The following is a 16,749-nucleotide window of genomic DNA, read 5'->3' as shown; positions in this document are numbered from 1 at the left end:
ACCCTCAGTCCCCTACCGCCCCCACCACCGCATCCACTCCCTCCACCCACCGCCGGAAGGCCTCGAACTCCTCCCCCACCAGCTCCCGGTTGTGCGGGTGCCGGAAGCGGCTGAATCGAACCCCCGGTACACGCGCTCTCAACTCCCGTTCCACCGCCTCCAGGATCCTGGGCGCCGCCCGCTTGTTGTTCTCAAACAGCCCCACCACCCGACCCTCCAACCGGTCCAGCCGGGGTGCGATCCGCCACGGCTCCGGAATCTCTGCCTCCCCCACAGGGCTCAGCACCTCGTACCGATCCGCCATGCCTCCACCTCCTCTAGCGCTCTTCTCTTCGAGCCATCCAGGCTTCTTCTGGAGACCACCAGGCCGTGGTGTACCACCGGAAGTATCCCGTATCCCTGACCTCCTTGGTGGTCACGATGATCGTCTTGTAGTAAAAGACAGGGATCAGGTGATCCTTCTCGATCAGCATCTGGTTCAGCCGCTGCGCGAACTGAGGACTTGGGACCGGGGTCTTCAACGATTGACGCCATACCCCCTCGAACCCCTCTGGCCGCTCGAAGCTGGCGAACCGCTGGTTGAGGAACCAGTACTGGCGCACGAACTCGTTCACGGTGGGGAAGCGGGCGAAGGGCTGGTAGAGCAAGTCCCTCCCACCCCCCCGTTGATGTACTCCTGATACCGCGTGCTGGGGACCTGTTCGATTTCCGCTTGGATCCCCACCTGCTGCAGATACCGTTGCACAGCCACCAGCTGCTCCCGTTCAGCGGCATCCGTGCCGATCAGCCGTGTCCGGAACCCCCGTTGTAGCGGTCCCTGGACTCCCGGGCCAACTCCGCTGCTGCCTGAAACGTAGCCCCTAGGAAGTTGGCCTGCCCGGAAAGGAAGGCCATCTTTCGCGTCTCAGGGTTCACGAGGAACAGGTATTCCACACCCTCCAGATACGGTTTCCCCGCTTGCCAGTATCTCTCGAACCGCCTGTAAATGGCCTGCACGTCCCGCTCATACCGTACGATCTGGAAGGGTCCGGTCCCTACCGGGTTCCATCGAGCCCACTCCACTCCGTTGCGGGTAAAGGCAGTGGGGGAGATCATGAGTGCGCGACTCCCTCCAAAGATGGTCGGCCAGATGTTGTTGTACTCCGCAAGCCGCACCCGGATCGTGTACTCGTCCGCCACCTCCACCGAGGTCACGGGGATCGTCCGGGCTTCGATCTGCCGGTCGAGGTTCCATTTCGCCGCTTGTGCATGGAAATCGGTTCCATCGTGGAACTTCACTCCCCGGCGCAGCCGGAAGAGGATCGTGTTCTGATCCGGCAACACCGTCCACCGTTCCGCGAGCCAAGGGAAGACCCTTCCGTGCTTGTCCACCCGCACCAAGGCCTCTAACGCGGGGGTGGCCGCGTCCACGCTGATGCCCACGATCTCCCAGGGGACCCCCACGGGGCTACGAGGGATGGCGTAGATCTTCCGCAGCACACCTCCGTAGCTCTTTGTGGAGGTCCCAGGGACCTCCGCGGCACGGGTGGTCCAGGCCAACAGGCCCACCAGCGACACCACCCCCACCATCCTCAGAACCGCCCGTCCTCCCCTCTCTCTCATACGCTTCCCTCGCCCCCTCAGCTCGGATACACCTCAAAGATGCCCGCTGCCCCCATTCCTCCACCGACGCACATGGTGACCATGCCGAACCCGCCTCCTCGGGCCCGCAGCTCATAGATGAGCTGGGTGGTGAGCTTGGCGCCCGTGGCGCCGAGGGGGTGGCCTAGGGCGATAGCCCCCCCGTTGACGTTCACCTTCTCTACGGGCATCTCCAGTTCCTTGAGCACCGCAAGCACCTGAGCTGCGAAGGCCTCGTTGAATTCGATGAGCCGCAGGTCCTCCATCCGCAGGCCCGCAAGCCGTAGGGCCTTGGGAACCGCCCGGACCGGTCCCACTCCCATGACGTCCGGCTCCACCCCTCCTGTGGCAAAGCTCACGAATCGCGCCAGGGGCCGCAACCCCAGGTCCTCCGCCTTCGATCGACTCATCACCACCACCGCGGCAGAACCGTCCGAGAAGGGGCTGGAGTTCCCCGCGGTTACCGTCCCCCCCTCCTTGAAGGCAGGCCGGAGAGCCGCCAGCTTCTCCAGGCTCGTATCCGGGCGTACCGTCTCGTCCCGGACGAAGTCAAACTCCTCCCGCTCCCCCTTCGGGTTCCGACGCCGGACCCGAACGGGTACGATCTGCCCTGCGAACTTCCCAGCCGCCCACGCCTCCGTGGCAAGACGGTGGCTCCGGTAGGCCCACCGATCCTGCTCCTCCCGGGAGATCCCCCACCGTTCCGCCACCCGCTCCGCGGTCAGACCCATGGCGATGTAGGTCTCTGTCATCCCGGGATGGTACCGGGGATGGTAGCCGGAGGCGGGGATGCGGCTCATCATGTCCACGCCCCCGGCCAGGACCGCTTCCGCCATGCCGGAGAGGATGGCCTGGGCCGCAAGCGCGATGGCCTGCAGCCCGCTGGAGCAGAACCGGTTCAGGGTCATGCCCGTGACCTCTACGGGGAACCCAGTCCGCAGCAGCCCCAACCGCGCCACGTTCTGCCCCTGGCTGGACTCCGGGAACGCGCACCCCCAGACGACGTCATCAAGGTGCGCGGGATCAAGATCGATGCGGTCCACCGCCGCCCGCATCACCACCGCGGAAAGGTCCACGGGGTGCAGGGCGGCCAGGGATCCGTCCTTTTTGCCCCGAGCCACCGCCGTCCGCACCGCGCTCACGATCACCGCTTCTCGCATGATCCCACCTCAGTTCCGGAGGAACCTTCCGGTCTCCAGGTAGTGCACCAGCCGTTCCTGGGTCCTGGGAGAACGAAGCAGCCGCAGGAAGGTGCTCACTTCCACCTGGAGGAACTCCTGCTCCTCCGCCCACCGCGGGGGGCCCTCGCCCCCGGAGAGGAGGTCCGCGAGTGCGTAGGCCACCTCCCGATCCCACTCCGTGGCCTGCCGGGCCTCCCACCGCGCCCACGCGGCGTAGCGCAGGTTCCCGAGGGTCTCGTCCCCCATCCCCCACAGGGGACCGGGGACCGGCGGGACATAGCTGGGAGCCAGGGCGAGCGCTACTGCCTTCGCCTGCGCCAGCATCCGGTCCCGGCTGAGGGTGATGAGGTCGCAGGGACACAGCAGTCCTAGACGTTGCGCTTCCTGCGCACTGCGGGTGGTAGAAGCCGAAAGGAGGAGGCGAAATACCCGGTGCGTGGCCTCGTGGAGGTCTGCTCCTGCCTCCGGCTTGAGCTCTCCCGCCACCCCGTAGGGGAGGAGGTCCTCTGTGAACCGCCGGAGCAGGAAGGTGGGAACCCCCACGGGCACCAACCCCAGTGCGTACTCCACGAGGGCCACCTGAAGATCCGCATGCGCCACCACCCGGTCCGCGGCCAGCAGGAACGCCACGCCCGGCCCCGCCACCTGGCCTGCTGCGCAGATCACCACGGGAACCGTGCACTCCCGGAGCCGTATGCATGCCTCCTGAACCTGCTCTACCCAAGCCTGGACGGATTCCTCCTCTCCTCCACGGATCCGATCAAGCATCCACCGGTAATCCCAGTCCGCGGGAAGCCGACGGAGGTCCTCCGTACCGATGACGATTCCCTCCCACCTCCCTACCTCTGCCTCCTCCACGGCCCGGCGCAACACCTCCAGCGCCTGAGGCGTCAGGGCTCCCGAAGGGCCGCGCAGCTCCACTCCCAGAATTCCGTCTCCGAGGTCCGCCAGGCGGGCCTCCGGAGCCTGGGTCAGCACGGTGGGCGTCTGTCGCAGGCTGAGCACTCCCTCCCGCTCTGGGACAGGCCGGTATTCCCCGGAGAAATCCAGATAGGCACCGTTCGCGTAGAACCCTTGGGTAGCCCGGGTCAGGAGGTCGGGAACCTCGAGGCCCAGCTCCGCAAACCCCTGCGCGACGAGGCTCGATCCCACGGCGTCCATCTGCCGGAACGGACCCAGTTCCCAGCCGAATCCCCACTCCAGGGCCCGGTCCACGGAGACGAGGTCATGGGCCACCTCCGATGCCCGGAGGAAGGCGAAGTGCCAGGTGCGGAGGAGGAGCTTGCGCACGAACCGCCCATACCGATCCGGAAGCTCCATGGCAGCCCGTAGCCGATCCGGGAAGGGGACGGCCTCCGCCCTCTCCAGACCCGGGATCTCGGGAGGGCGCTGGGGCCGGTAGGTCCTCGTGGAGTAGTCCCAGGCGAGCAGGGTGTCGCCCTCTCGACGGAAGAATCCGCTCCCGGCCTTGTCCCCCAGCCGGCCTTCCCGGTACAGGTGGTGCACCCAATCCGGCAGGTGGTAGTCGTCCCCGGTGTTCTCCTGGAGGGAGCGGGTACCGAGCACCAGGATGTCGAGGCCGGTGAGGTCTACGGTGCGGTAGGTGGCGGAGCGGGGTCGTCCCAGAAACGGCCCCGTAAGCCGGTCCACCTCCTCCAGGGTCAGTCCTTCCTCCTCCGTGATCCGGATGGCCTGCACGAGGCCGTAGATACCGATCCGGTTCGCCACGAACCCCGGGCGATCCTTCGCCACGATCACCCGGCGACCCAGCACGCGTTCTGCGAACCTCTGCATACGCCGGAGCAACTCCGGGTCCGTGTCCGGACCGGGCACCAGCTCCAGGAGCAGCAGGGCACGAGGGGGATTGAAGAAGTGGGTGCCGAGGAAACGGCGTCGGAAGGACTCTGACCTTCCCTCCACCAGAATCCGCATAGGGATGGTGGAGGTGTTGGAGGAAACCACGACGGTGGGAGGGAGTACGGAATCCAGCTGTGCGAAGAGGGACCGTTTGGGCTCCACCTCCTCCACTACCGCCTCCACCACCCAGTCACAGTCCCCCAACCGGTGCAGGTGATCGTGTACGTTGCCCACGGTGATCAACCGGACGGCTTCCGGATCGTAGAATGCCCGGGACTTCAGGGCCCGCTCCACCCCCCGCTTGGCCAGGGCGTCGGGATCCCCCTCCGAGGGCAGGTCCAGGAGGATCACCGGGATCCCCGCGGATGCTACCAGGGCCGCGATGCTGCTCCCCATCGCCCCTGCCCCCACGACGCCTACCTTGCGGATGCCCATCGCCGCCTCCTTCGGTCAGGATTCCGGCCACTTCCAGTCCTTGAACCGTTCCCGTAGCACCAGCTTCGCCAGCTTCCCCGTGGAGGTCTTCGGGATTTCCGTGGCAAACACGAAGGCATCGGGCAGCCACCACTTCGCGAACTTGGGCCGCAGGTACTCCCGCAGCTCCTCCTCCGTCACCGTCTCGCCTTCCCGGGGTACTACCACCGCCAGGGGTCGCTCCATCCACTTGGGGTGGGGAACCGCGATCACCGTGGCCTCCTTGACCTTGGGATGGGTCATGAGGGCGTTCTCGAGGTCCACGGAGCTGATCCACTCGCCCCCGGATTTAATGAGGTCCTTGGTACGGTCCACGATCTTGATGAACCCCTCCGCATCCCACACGGCCACGTCCCCCGTGCGGAACCAGCCGTCTGAGGTCCAGGCATCTGGGGCTTCCCCGCGGAAGTAGCTCCCCGCCACCCACGGCCCCCGGACCTGCAGCTCCCCCATGGTCCGATCGTCCGGCGGAACCTCCCCTTCGGGCCCCATAATGCGGGCCTCCAGAAGAGGTACGGGCATGCCCTGCTTGAGCTGCATAGCGATCTGCTGTTCCTCGGGCCAGCTCTCCATATGGGGCTTGAGGTGGCTCTGGATCCCGATGAGCACCTCCGTCATCCCCCATCCGTGGATCAGTCGGATGCCGGCACGCTTCATGCGCCTCAGGAGGGATTCCGGAGGCGCGCTACCGCCCACCGCCACCCGCAGCTCCCGACGGAGGGGATACCTCTCCGGGTTGCGCTCCAGGACGTCCAGGATCCCCAGCCAGACGGTGGGTACGCCTCCGGAGAAGGTGGCCCCTTCGGAGGAGATGAGCTCCAGGACGCTCTCGGGATCCAGATGCGGGCCCGGTAGCAGCAGGCGTGCGCCCGCGAGCGGCGCGGAGAAGGGCAGGACCCAGCCAGCTACGTGGAACATGGGCACCACCGCCAGGATGGTGTCCCGCCGGGAAATCGCGAAGGTATCGGCCAGCATGGTGGCCATAGCCGCCAGCACCATGGCTTTGTGGGAGTACATGGCCCCCTTCGGACGCCCCGTGGTCCCGGAGGTGTAGCACATCATGGCGGGACTGTCCTCCGGGATGTCCGGGTACGGGAAGGGTTCAAAGGGCCCCTGGATGAGCTCCTCGTAGCTGTCGTAGGGGGCGGGAGCGGGCTGCCCCGAGAAGGGAACCACGAAGATCCGCTCCAACCGCACGTCCTGCTTAAACTGCTCGAATAACGGGAGCAGGACATCGTCCACGATGAGGAAGCGGTCCTCCGCGTGGTTCACGATGTACGCGAGATCGCTGGGGTGGAGACGCAGGTTGAGGGTGTGCAGGATGGCTCCCGTGATGGGGACGCCGAGGTAGCACTCCATGTGCATGGAGTGGTTCCAGCACAGGGTGGCCACGCGATCCCCAGGCCGAATGCCCAGGCGGGTCAGGGCACGGGCCAGGGCGTGTGCGCGCCGGTACAGCTCCACATAGGTGGTTCGGTGCAAGGAGCGGTCCGGCCGCCGCGTCACCACATCCACGTGTCCCCAGTACCGGATCATCCGCTCCAGCACCCGGGAGAGGGTCAAGGGGTACGCCAAGCTCGCGCGTAACTCCGACACCATCTGCATTTCCACTCACCTCCGTTCTCGGATCCCCAGTTTACCCCCCCTCCCTCCCAGCCCGCAACGCGGGCCGGGAGGCGCTCCCCCTTCCGCAGCCGCTTAGAGGTCCCGCCCCAGGTAGACGCCATCCCGCTCCAGGAGCGCCTGGAGCCGTGCTACGGGCAGGTGGCGCACGGGGATACCGAGCTGCAGGGCCAAGGCGGCGGCGGTTCCTGCCGCCTGCCCCATGACGAAGCAAGGTCCGGATACTCGGGCGGAGGACTGCCCCCCGTGGGTCATGGAGGCGCACCGCCCCGCCACCAGGAGGTTATCCACCTTCTGTGGGAGCAGGATGCGGTAGGGCAGATGGTGAAAGCCCCGGCAGTCGGGGATGGGCGGCCAACGGATCACCACATCTCCCTGCACGTGTTCTTCCACGGGCCACCCGTTTACCCCGATGGTGTCCTCGAAACTCGCGCAGCCCACTACATCCTCCTCCGTCAGCTGGTACTCCCCCACGATGCGCCGCGTTTCCCGAATCCCCAACTGAGGCGCAATGTCCACGATGTAAGCGTTCTCAAATCCCGGAAGGCGCTCCCGGAGGAACTCGAAGAACGCCCACACCTGCCTGCGCCCCTCCACCTCTCCATACGTCAGCTGCTCCACATCCGTCCCGTCCACCGCCCTGCCGTCCGGGAGCCGGATCTGGGTTACGTTGGCGCGCCACTCCAGAGGGTTCCGCTGGGGGCGCAGGATGGGAGCGCGCCGCGGGAACCTTCTTCCCTCCCGCTCTGCCTCCTCCATGATCTGAGGAAGCAGCTCCCAGGCCCTTCCCGCCCGCTCTGGATCCACCCCGTTGATCCGGAACATGGTGGTGGGATACAGGAGTTTCCCCCGGCCGTCTCCCTTCTCGTACGGTACTCCCGCCCACGCGGCGAGGTCCGCATCGCCGGAGCAATCGATGAACACCCGTCCGCGGATGGCGAAACGTCCGGACTTGGTCTCCACCAGCAGGGCCGCGATCTCCCGCTCATGGGTCATCAACGCCCCAACACCCAACGTGTGGAAGAGGAGTTTCACGCCCGCGCTCAGCACGAGGTCGTCCGCGGCGACCTTGTACGCGGCCGTATCGTAGGCCTGGGCCATGATACGGCCGCCCAGGGAGAGATGCGGGGCGTTGAGCCCCCCCAGGCGCTCCATCCGGGCCAGGAGATCGTCCACCACCCCGTGCACCACCTGCCGGTGCTCCCCGTAGACATTGGCGTGGAGGCCCGCGAAGGTAGTAACCCCTGCTGCGGTCCCCATCCCGCCGAGAAATCCGTACCGCTCCGCGAGCACCACGGAGCAACCACACCGACCCGCGGCCGTGGCGGCGGCGATGCCCGCGGGGCCTCCACCCAGCACCACCACGTCGAACTCCCCAAAGACGGGTATCCGGCGGGCCTCCTCCACCATGTAGGGGCGCTCCGATGGCCGCGCTCCCGGATGGGCCATCATGCGGTTCGTCCTCCCTCACTTCCCCGCTCCTGTCCTACTGCCGGGCCTTCCATGCCTTCGCGGGCTCCCAGTAGGGCCAGGTGGCCTTGGTGAGATGCCCCGTGTCCCGAACTTCTGGGCGCGCGATGTACGTCCGCATGCTGAGGTAGACGGGGATCACGGTGAGGTCCTGGAGCAGCACTCGATGCATCTGCTGTACTTTGTGCCGCTGGACCGTGAGCGTGGAGGCGGAGTCCTCCACCAACCGGTCCAGTCCCTCGGGCCGCCTCATGCTCACAAATCCTTCCGGAGAGTTGGTGAAGTAGAACCGAATATAGTTGTTGAAGTTCGGGAAGTAGCCAAAGTAATGCAGGAGCAGACCGCGCCAGCCCTTCCGCTGGTACTCCGCGTACCTCGCGATCTCCGGGGTATCCAGCTCCGTTCGGATTCCCACTTCCCGAAGGTACCGCTGAATCACCACGCCCACCTCCCGAGGCAGGAAGGGAGCAGGCGTCAGACGGCTGTCAAAGCCGTTAGGATAGCCTGCCTGGGCCAACAGTTCCCTTGCCCGCGCGGGGTTGTAGGTGGGCCCCCGGTAGTCCTGAAGGGCCGCGGGGCTTGCCGGATGCGCGATCTGGTCCCACGGCTCCCAGTTCCCATACCCCAGAGCCCGTGCGATGGCCGCCCGGTCCACCGCATACGCCAGCGCCTCCCGCACCCGCCGGTCCGCAAACGGCGAGTCCGCGTTCGCGCTGTCTGGAACGATCATGAGGATGCCGCTTCCCGGAGGCCCCGTGATGGTCCGGAACCTCCCTGTACCCCGCAGCTCCGCGATCACCTGTGGATCTCCGAATCCAGCCACATCCAGCTGTCCCGCGAGCAAGGCTGCCTTTAACGTCTGCACGTCTCGGATGAACCGCATCTCCAGTCGATCCATGTAGGGCTTCCCCTGATCCCAGTACTGGTTGAATCGCACGTAGTCCGCGTACGCGTTCGGATCGTACCGCACGATCCGGAACGGACCCGTGCCCACGGGCTGCCACTGCGCCCGCTCCTGGCCCAACCGCTGAATGGTGGCAGGAGAAGCGATGAGGGCCGCGGATCCCCCCAGGGCCAGGAACACCCCGTTGTCCCACTTCTCCAGGTTCACCCGCACCGTGTACCGGTCCAGTACGTCCACGGATTTGATGTAGGCGGGTAGCCGCCGCACCCGGATGCTCTCCTCCAGACTGAACTTCACCGCCTCCGCGGTCATCTCCGTGCCGTCGTGGAACTGGGCGCCGCGCCGCAGCCGGAGGAGGAGGGCTTTGCGGTCCGGAGCCACCTCCCACCGCTCCGCAAGCCTCGGTGAGACCCGGCCGTACGCGTCCACCCACAGCAGGGTCTCGTAGACGGGCATGGCGGCGATGATGCCGAACACCGGCATGATCCACGGGACCCCGAAGGGCCCTCCCGGAGGTTCATCCGCTACCCTCAGCACCCCTCCCCGCTGGGTCCGCTCCGCGGGCCCGGCGATCCCGATGTGCACCCCCCTGGCCCCCAAAACCACGGCCAGGGCAACTCCCACGGCCAGTCCCCACAGCCTGCGCATCCGCTCACCTCCTGATCGAAGAGATTTCCCTTCACCGCGCAGCCGATGCATCCACCTCAGCTCCGCTTTGCCGGGATCCGGCGGGTGACCGTTTGCCAGGCGAAGGTGGGGCAGACGGTGGACACCCCCGCGTTCCGAGCCCCCGCCACCACCAGGGTGATGGCCTCCGGCCCGGAGGCGAACCGCACGAAGGCCGCATCGCTGAGATCCGGGTCCAGACCCCCATCCTTCGCCAGCCGCCGCAGCTCCCCCGCCCGACGGCCGAAGTGCTCCCACAGGAACTCCCGCACCTGCCGCTTGCTCCACCCCGCCTGGGCGATCAGCTGCGCATGCTCCGGCCCCATCACCACGATGGACCCGTGCCCCCGGGGTGAGGGAAAGTACCCCCCTCCGTAGGACATGGAGTCCGCGATATTGAGGAGGATGTGTTCGGGCTGCTTGGAGTCCCGCTGCTCTACGGGCATGGTCCCCCTTGCCCAAGCCACCGTCACCGTGCTCTCCTCCTTGCCAAACCCCCGCTCCACGTGCAGGGGCTCCCAGGGGCTTTCCTCCTCGTTCTCCGCGATGCAGAAGCTGTACTTGGCGGGAGTACCCTGGGTGCTCTGATCGAAGGCATGGGGACGGATCCCCAAGGCGTTCATGATCACCAGCCGCAGGGCTCGCCCCACGGTGGCGTTGGCCCGGTCCCCGGGGCTGAAGACGTTGTCGGAACCGTTAAACCCCAGCTCCTGCCGGATGGGACCGTTGAGCACCACCAGCACCGCTTGCCCGGTGGTGCTCTGGAACAGCCCCCGGCTCACCGGCAGGTCCCGAACCGCCTCCAGCATCGCCAGCACCACGGGGAAGTACTCCGGCCTGCACCCCGCCATGACCGCGTTCGCTGCGGCAAGGCGCACGGTGCACTTCCGGCCCAGGTGTTCCTGCGCAAACACCACCTCCTCCGGGTCCCGGTCCACCTGCGCCAGGAACTCTTCTACGAACTCCTCTGCGGGGGGAACCACGGGCAACCCGTCCGTCCACCCCCGCTCGTAGCAGTACTCAATGGCCTCCCGGGCGCCCCGCACCGCCTCCCGGGTCGGCTCCGCCACCACACCCCGGCTCATCCCTTCACCTCCTCCTGTAACAGCCGCACCACTTCCGGAAGGGCCTGCTCCGCCCGCATCCTCAGCTCCTCCGGGGAGAGGCTGCTGATGGGGTGCGGAATGGCCACGTACGGATACCCTTCCAACCCCTGGGTCCTGGCCATGGCATCCGCGGTACGCCGGAAGGCATCCGTGATCACCGCGGCGGCCGGGATCCCCCGCTCCTCGAACAGGATGCCGTCGGCCACACTGGCCGCGCTACAGGACCCTCAGTCCCCCACCCCGGGGATCACGAAGTCGCACTGAGCGCTCAACTCCTCCACCAGCTCCGGGCTTACAGGGACCGCAAAGTGCGGCTTACGCCGCGGCACCACCTCGCTTACCCCATACCGCTCCCGGAGGAGGGTCCCCAGGGCCTGGAGGAAGATGTCCGCGTTTCGCTTACCGTTGTCCACAAGCCCCACCCGTGCTCCCCGCAGGGTCCGACCGCCCCGTGGGGCCATGCGCCGCGTGATCTCCACGGTCCCTCCTGTGGGATCCACCAGCACCGCCATGCCTCCTCACCTCCCTTCCTCGGTCTAGCTCTTCGCCGCGTCCGGGAACCGATCGCGCAGGAGGAGGATCCGCCGCGGATCCAGCTGGAGGTAGACGGTCTCCTCAGGCCGCCAGCCCGGCCTCCCGTACGCCATCAGGGTCGCTTTCCCCTCCCCCACGGCAATCCGGTACCGCATTACCGTCCCCTCGAACAGGGCGGACTGGACCCTTCCCGTCACTACGTTCGCCTCCCCCGTCGGCTGCGACTCCACCACCACGTGCTCCGGTCGAATCCCCACCCACACCCGCTCGCCCCGCGGTACGTCCATCCCCTCCAGCCGCACCTGGAGCCGCCCGCATTCTGTCTCCACCACACCTACCTGTCCGTTCGCCGCTATCAGGCGCCCTAAGAGCAGGTTCGTGGTCCCCACGAACTCCGCCACGAACCGGGTCTGCGGCCGCTCGTAGAGCTGCTGCGGGGTCCCCACTTCCTCTATCCTCCCTTCCCGCATCACCGCCACCACGTCCGACAGGGACAGCGCCTCCACCTGGTCGTGCGTTACATAGACCGTGGTGATCCCCAGCTTCCGCTGCAGCCCCCGCAGCTCCTCCCGCACCTGCTCCCGTACCTTCGCATCCAGATTGCTGAGGGGTTCGTCCAACAGCAGAACCTGTGGCTCGTACACCAGTGCCCGCGCCAGGGCTACCCGCTGCTGCTGTCCACCACTGAGAAGGGGCGCAGGGCGGTCCGCCAGTCCTCCCAATCCCACCAGCTCCAACGCCGCCTCCACCCGTTTCCGGATCTCCTGAGCAGACAAGCGCCGCACCCGCAAGGGATACGCCACGTTTTCGAACACCGTCAGATGAGGCCAGATGGCATACGACTGGAACACCATCCCGATGTTCCGGCGCTCAGGGGGTACATAGACCCCTTGTGACCGGCTGAAGACCAATCGATCCCCGAACCAGATCTCCCCATCGTCGGGACGCTCCAACCCCGCCATGCACCGCAGCACTGTGGTCTTCCCACACCCACTGGGCCCCAACAGGGTCAAGATCTTTCCCTCCGGAGCCTCCAGGGTCACGTCGTCCACGGCTCGGACCAGTTGTCCCCGGAACTCAAACACCTTCCGCAGGGAGATCAACCGGATGGAGGCCACAGCCAATCACCCCAACCTTAAAATATATCCTCCACCCGTCCACCGTGCCGCGCAGGACAGTTTCGAACCCGGCGGGCGGTTCCCCGACACGGCCGACCATTTCGCCCCGACTCGGCCGAACCCCATGCCAGGGCCTCGGGGCGCTAGGGAGCGGTAGGCTCGCGCATCCATCGGCGTGCCGCGGCCACCACGACCACACACAGGACGCTCACCACGATCCCCAGCGCCGCCATATCCCCTACCTGCCCGTCCTCCCACAGGTGGAACAGCAAGGGGCCCACGGGTTCCGCACGCGGGGTGTACAGGAGAACGGAGGTGCTGAACTCCTGGATGTAAATGGTGAAGAGGATGGCCCAGCCCGCCAGGAATCCGGGCCGCACCAGGGGTAGGAGGATCTTCCGGAAGGTGCCCCAGAATCCCGCTCCGCAGACCCTTGAGGACTCCTCCAGTTCCCGGTGTACCTGCACCATGGTAGAGGTCATGGCCCTGAGGCCGTAGGGGAGAAACCGGGTGACGTAGCTGATGAGCAGGATCCACAGAGTCCCGTAGATGGGCAGGGGGAGCTGTGCGTAGGCCCACAGCAGCCCCACCGCCAGGGCCGTTCCGGGAAAGGCCCAGGGCACGAAGGAGAGCCCCTCCAATACCCCGCTGAGCCGCATCCTCCGGTGGACGGTGAAGTACGCCACCAGGGAGGCGAGGAGCATGGCCACGGTGGCCCCGCCCAGGGCCAGGGTGAGGCTCACCTGAAGGGCGCGGGCCACGCGGTTGCTTTGGAGGAGGAACCCGTAGTGCCGCAGCGTCAGCTGGCCCAGCACCTCCCAGGTCGGCACCTGGTAGTAGGGAACCAAGGAGACGTACACCAAGACCGCCAGGGGCACCACCACCAATAGGCCGAGGATTCCCAGCGCCAACCCGGAGGCCAGGTACCGCCACGGTCCCAGGTTGATCACCCGGGGTCGGTATCCGCGTCCCGTGATGGTGGCATACCGTTCCGAGAGGGCGGTCAGCTTCCGGTAAATTCCTACCAGGGTGAGGGTCATGACGAGCTGGCCGACCGCATACGTGGCCGCGAGGTTGTGGTTAGGCGGAAGGGTTGCCAGGGCCTCTCGGAAGATCTTCGTGCTTAGGACCTCGATTCCCACCGGCATCCCCAGGACCACGGGGATATCGAGGCTCTCGATGGCTCGCGCGAAGTTCAGGGTGGCCGTGCCTAGAACCGCAGGAGCCATGACGGGGATGGTCACCCGGCGGGTCACGTCCAGCACCCCGGAGCCCGCCATCCGCCCTGCTTCCTCCAGGGCCGGATCCATGGCACGCAACGCCGCGGAGAGGATAAGGAAGGCGAGGGGCGTGAGCACCAACCCTTCCACAAACATCATGCCTCCCAGGGAGTACCCGTTCAGGGGGGGGAGCCCGAGGGGCTGTAACACCCCCCGGTTGAGAAGTCCGATGCGGGGGCTCAGCACCAGGCTCCACGAGGTGGCCACGAGAAACCGGGGGATCACGTTGGGGGCCAGGCCGATGAGCTCAAATAGGTGCCTGCCCGGCGCATTGGTCCGCACCGTGATCCAGGCGAGGACCGTCGCTAGAAGCATGGAGAACGCCGTCGCCCCGGAGGCAAAGAGGAGAGAGTTCGCCAGGATCCGGTACGTGTCCGGATCCGTGTAGGCTTCCCGGTAGTGCGCCGTGGTCCAATGCCCCGCAAGTCCCAGAGGCGCATCGCTCACGCTTCCGTAGAAGAGCATGACCGTGGGGTACAGGGTGAGAAAGGCCACGAGAATCCCCGTAGCTACGGCCACCCATGTGGCCGTCTCCACCCGGGTCCAGGGACGCGGCAGTACCAGCGTCCGCCCGTTCATGCCGGTGCGCTTCGCCGCAGGGTTCCTCCCCGACTACCGCCGGGCAAACACCCTCTCCAGCTCGCGCCGCCACTCCCGCAGTTGCTCTCCGCCAAGCGGCTGCGCCACCTGGAACCGGATCTGCTCGAAATCGGGGATGGGCGGCTTCACGCCCCGTACCAGGACCACCTCCCCTTCCTGGGCGAGGGCCAGGAGCGTGGCCCGGGAGTGGAGCGTCTCCATAAGAAGCCTCGCCGCGTTGGGATGCGGAGGTCGGGCGCTCACGGCGAAGTGCGCTCCCACGGCCATCATGGGGTTGATCCGCGCATAGTCGATGGGAGCCCCCTGGGCCCGGAAGAGAGGGACGTAGTGCAGCAGGGTGATCCCCAGGGGGTATTCCCCGCTGATCACCTTAGGAGGGACCAGGGGATCGGATCCCACGAAGGCAGGGCTCTGTTCCGCGAATCCCCGGAGGAACCGGTCGTAATCCCTCCCCAGCACGGTCCGGAGCCAGTGCAGCCAGAGGGCGATGGTCACGTTCCGCTGGGGATCTGCCATTACGATCTTTCCCCGCCATTTCGGATCGATGAGGTCAAGGTACGATCGGGGCACCTCCGCAGCCGGCACCAGCCGCGGGTTGTAGATCACCGCGTCCGCGATGACCCGGTAGGGAGGAGGAATGGTAGGATCCCGCCATGCGATCGTGAGCCCCTCGATGGGGGGCCACGGTCCCCGACCGATGGCTCCTGCATCCCGTAACACCTGCATGGTCTCCGTGGTACCCTCCGCCACGTCAAACAGCCAGCGGCCCACCCGGGTCTCCGTGAGAACCCGATCCAGGATTCCGCTTGCGGAGCTCCTCCACTCCTCCACCGGCACCCCGTATCGGCCCTCGTAGATTTTCTTGACCACGTTGAAAATGGGTTCCCGCATGGCCACGTACACAACCACCTTCCCCTCCTGCCGGGCCGCCCGCACCGCGTCCGCCTGCGCCATCAGGGCGGGCGTCTGTACCAGGCCGAGGAGGGCCAACACCATCCCCCCCACGTGCCATCGGTACCTCATGGTTCCCTCCCGTGCTCTTCACACATTTTTCCTAAAGTCTATCACACATTTTTTCCTAGATGTCCCGCTCCAGGTAAAAGGCTTTGATGATCCGGGTGCTGAACCCGTTGGGATATCCCGCCTGGGCCAGCAGCTCCTTTGCCCGCGCGGGGTTGTAGGTGGACTCCCGAAGATCCCGGAGGGCAGCGGGGCTCTGGGGGTGTGCGATCTGATTCCACGGGCGCCAGTTTCCGCGCCCGAGGGCGCGGGCGATGGTATCCCGATCCACCGCATACGCCAAGGCTTCCCGAACCCGCCGATCCGCAAAGGGGGAATCCGGGTTCGCGCTGTCCGGGATGATCATCAGGATTCCAGCGCCCGGAGGACCCGTGATCAGATGCAATCTTCCCGTGTCCCGGAGCTCCGCGATGATCTGGGGATCCCCGAACCCCGCGATGTCCAGCTGATGCGCCAGGAGGGCGGCTTTCCGCGTCTGCTCGTCCCGGATGAACCGCAGCTCCAACCGGTCCAGGTAGGGCTTCCCCCGATCCCAGTACTGGTTGAACCGCACGTAGTCCACGTACGCGTTCGGATCGTACCGCACGATCCGGAACGGACCCGTGCCCACGGGCTGCCACTGCGCCCGCTCCTGGCCCAACCGCTGAATGGTGGCGGGGGAGGTGATGAGAACCGCGCTCAGGGAGATGTAGACGCCGTTGTCCCACTTCTCCAGGTTCACCCGCACCGTGTACCGGTCCAGTACGTCCACGGATTTGATGTAGGCGGGTACCCGTCGCGCCTGGATATACCCTTCCAGGCTGAACTTCACCGCCTCCGCGGTCATCTCCGTGCCGTCGTGGGACTGGACGCCGCGCCGCAGCCGGAGGAGAAGGGCTTTGCGGTCCGGAGCCACCTCTCACTGCTCCGCAAGCCTGGGCAGGACCCGGTTGTACGCGTCCACCCACACGGGAGCTTCGTAGACGGGCATGGCGGCGATGATGCCGAACACCGGCATGATCCACGGGACCCCGAAGGGCCCTCCCGCGGGCTCGTCCGCCACCCTCAGCACCCCTCCCCGCTGGGGCCGCTCCGCAGGGCCCGCTAAGCTCACTACTCCTTGAGCGACAAGCAGAGCAGCCAGAGCCACCCCAACGGCCAACCCGACCATCTTCCGCATGGCTCTCACCCCCTGGGCTCCTCACGTGCCCGGGCCTTTGGAATGCCACGCGTGACCGTCTGCCAGGCGAAGGTGGGGCAGACGGTGGACACCCCCGCGTTCCGAGCCCCCGCCACCACCAGGGTGATGGCCTCCGG

General features: G+C 66.6%; 16 protein-coding genes. All 16 read right to left on the bottom strand.

The window, feature by feature from the left end; all coding sequences use genetic code 11:
* Positions 1–4 precede the first annotated feature (4 nt).
* The 16 genes from N0A24_02725 to N0A24_02650 all read right to left on the bottom strand — a co-directional run bounded on the left by N0A24_02725 (position 5) and on the right by N0A24_02650 (position 16,612).
* Positions 5–304 carry a hypothetical protein gene (locus tag N0A24_02725; protein MCS7172318.1) on the bottom strand — a complete coding sequence of 100 codons (300 nt, stop codon included), beginning with the start codon at positions 302–304 and terminating at the stop codon, positions 5–7.
* A 13-nt stretch (positions 305–317) separates the two neighbouring features.
* A complete protein-coding gene (locus tag N0A24_02720; GenBank protein ID MCS7172317.1) occupies positions 318–647 on the bottom strand; it encodes a hypothetical protein in 330 nt (109 codons plus the stop codon).
* A gap of 136 nt (positions 648–783) precedes the next feature.
* Positions 784–1,602 carry an ABC transporter substrate-binding protein gene (locus N0A24_02715; protein ID MCS7172316.1) on the bottom strand — a complete coding sequence of 273 codons (819 nt, stop codon included), beginning with the start codon at positions 1,600–1,602 and terminating at the stop codon, positions 784–786.
* Between the two features lie 17 nt (positions 1,603–1,619).
* Positions 1,620–2,780 carry a thiolase family protein gene (locus tag N0A24_02710; protein MCS7172315.1) on the bottom strand — a complete coding sequence of 387 codons (1,161 nt, stop codon included), beginning with the start codon at positions 2,778–2,780 and terminating at the stop codon, positions 1,620–1,622.
* 9 nt (positions 2,781–2,789) lie between these two features.
* Entirely contained in the window at positions 2,790–5,093 is a 2,304-nt protein-coding gene (locus N0A24_02705) for a 3-hydroxyacyl-CoA dehydrogenase/enoyl-CoA hydratase family protein (GenBank protein MCS7172314.1), read from the bottom strand.
* A gap of 15 nt (positions 5,094–5,108) precedes the next feature.
* A complete protein-coding gene (locus N0A24_02700; protein ID MCS7172313.1) occupies positions 5,109–6,731 on the bottom strand; it encodes a long-chain fatty acid--CoA ligase in 1,623 nt (540 codons plus the stop codon).
* A 99-nt stretch (positions 6,732–6,830) separates the two neighbouring features.
* Positions 6,831–8,207, bottom strand: coding sequence for an FAD-dependent oxidoreductase (locus tag N0A24_02695; protein ID MCS7172312.1), 1,377 nt, complete (start codon positions 8,205–8,207; stop codon positions 6,831–6,833).
* Positions 8,208–8,241: 34 nt separating this feature from the next.
* Positions 8,242–9,777 (bottom strand): ABC transporter substrate-binding protein, encoded by a 1,536-nt coding sequence (locus N0A24_02690; GenBank protein ID MCS7172311.1) that lies wholly within the window; start codon positions 9,775–9,777, stop codon positions 8,242–8,244.
* Between the two features lie 56 nt (positions 9,778–9,833).
* Positions 9,834–10,880 (bottom strand): hypothetical protein, encoded by a 1,047-nt coding sequence (locus N0A24_02685; protein ID MCS7172310.1) that lies wholly within the window; start codon positions 10,878–10,880, stop codon positions 9,834–9,836.
* A complete protein-coding gene (locus N0A24_02680; GenBank protein ID MCS7172309.1) occupies positions 10,877–11,107 on the bottom strand; it encodes a hypothetical protein in 231 nt (76 codons plus the stop codon). Before N0A24_02680 ends, N0A24_02685 begins: the two co-directional genes overlap by 4 nt.
* 21 nt (positions 11,108–11,128) lie before the next feature.
* Positions 11,129–11,413 (bottom strand): hypothetical protein, encoded by a 285-nt coding sequence (locus N0A24_02675; protein MCS7172308.1) that lies wholly within the window; start codon positions 11,411–11,413, stop codon positions 11,129–11,131.
* Between the two features lie 24 nt (positions 11,414–11,437).
* Entirely contained in the window at positions 11,438–12,553 is a 1,116-nt protein-coding gene (locus N0A24_02670; protein ID MCS7172307.1) for an ABC transporter ATP-binding protein, read from the bottom strand.
* A 143-nt stretch (positions 12,554–12,696) separates the two neighbouring features.
* Positions 12,697–14,412, bottom strand: a complete 1,716-nt coding sequence (locus tag N0A24_02665) for an iron ABC transporter permease (GenBank protein MCS7172306.1) — start codon at positions 14,410–14,412, stop codon at positions 12,697–12,699.
* A gap of 33 nt (positions 14,413–14,445) precedes the next feature.
* Positions 14,446–15,456, bottom strand: a complete 1,011-nt coding sequence (locus N0A24_02660; protein ID MCS7172305.1) for a substrate-binding domain-containing protein — start codon at positions 15,454–15,456, stop codon at positions 14,446–14,448.
* Positions 15,457–15,511: 55 nt separating this feature from the next.
* Positions 15,512–16,348, bottom strand: coding sequence for an ABC transporter substrate-binding protein (locus tag N0A24_02655; GenBank protein ID MCS7172304.1), 837 nt, complete (start codon positions 16,346–16,348; stop codon positions 15,512–15,514).
* Between the two features lie 3 nt (positions 16,349–16,351).
* Positions 16,352–16,612 (bottom strand): hypothetical protein, encoded by a 261-nt coding sequence (locus tag N0A24_02650; protein ID MCS7172303.1) that lies wholly within the window; start codon positions 16,610–16,612, stop codon positions 16,352–16,354.
* Positions 16,613–16,749 lie beyond the last annotated feature (137 nt).

The organism is Armatimonadota bacterium (assembly GCA_025059775.1).
Lineage (GTDB): Bacteria > Sysuimicrobiota > Sysuimicrobiia > Sysuimicrobiales > Sysuimicrobiaceae > Sysuimicrobium.
The sequence above is the reverse complement of the archived record's forward strand: the minus strand, read 5'-3'. Positions and strand labels throughout refer to the sequence as shown.

What these genes read in the sequence shown, in the direction of transcription:
- N0A24_02700 (MCS7172313.1), bottom strand. Translation starts at nt 6,731, where the DNA reads ATGGTGTCGGAGTTACGCGCGAGCTTGGCGTACCCCTTGACCCTCTCC.
- N0A24_02695 (MCS7172312.1), bottom strand. Translation starts at nt 8,207, where the DNA reads ATGATGGCCCATCCGGGAGCGCGGCCATCGGAGCGCCCCTACATGGTG.
- N0A24_02690 (MCS7172311.1), bottom strand. Translation starts at nt 9,777, where the DNA reads ATGCGCAGGCTGTGGGGACTGGCCGTGGGAGTTGCCCTGGCCGTGGTT.
- N0A24_02705 (MCS7172314.1), bottom strand. Translation starts at nt 5,093, where the DNA reads ATGGGCATCCGCAAGGTAGGCGTCGTGGGGGCAGGGGCGATGGGGAGC.
- N0A24_02725 (MCS7172318.1), bottom strand. Translation starts at nt 304, where the DNA reads ATGGCGGATCGGTACGAGGTGCTGAGCCCTGTGGGGGAGGCAGAGATT.
- N0A24_02715 (MCS7172316.1), bottom strand. Translation starts at nt 1,602, where the DNA reads ATGAGAGAGAGGGGAGGACGGGCGGTTCTGAGGATGGTGGGGGTGGTG.
- N0A24_02660 (MCS7172305.1), bottom strand. Translation starts at nt 15,456, where the DNA reads ATGAGGTACCGATGGCACGTGGGGGGGATGGTGTTGGCCCTCCTCGGC.
- N0A24_02685 (MCS7172310.1), bottom strand. Translation starts at nt 10,880, where the DNA reads ATGAGCCGGGGTGTGGTGGCGGAGCCGACCCGGGAGGCGGTGCGGGGC.
- N0A24_02675 (MCS7172308.1), bottom strand. Translation starts at nt 11,413, where the DNA reads ATGGCGGTGCTGGTGGATCCCACAGGAGGGACCGTGGAGATCACGCGG.
- N0A24_02665 (MCS7172306.1), bottom strand. Translation starts at nt 14,412, where the DNA reads ATGAACGGGCGGACGCTGGTACTGCCGCGTCCCTGGACCCGGGTGGAG.
- N0A24_02710 (MCS7172315.1), bottom strand. Translation starts at nt 2,780, where the DNA reads ATGCGAGAAGCGGTGATCGTGAGCGCGGTGCGGACGGCGGTGGCTCGG.
- N0A24_02650 (MCS7172303.1), bottom strand. Translation starts at nt 16,612, where the DNA reads ATGCGGAAGATGGTCGGGTTGGCCGTTGGGGTGGCTCTGGCTGCTCTG.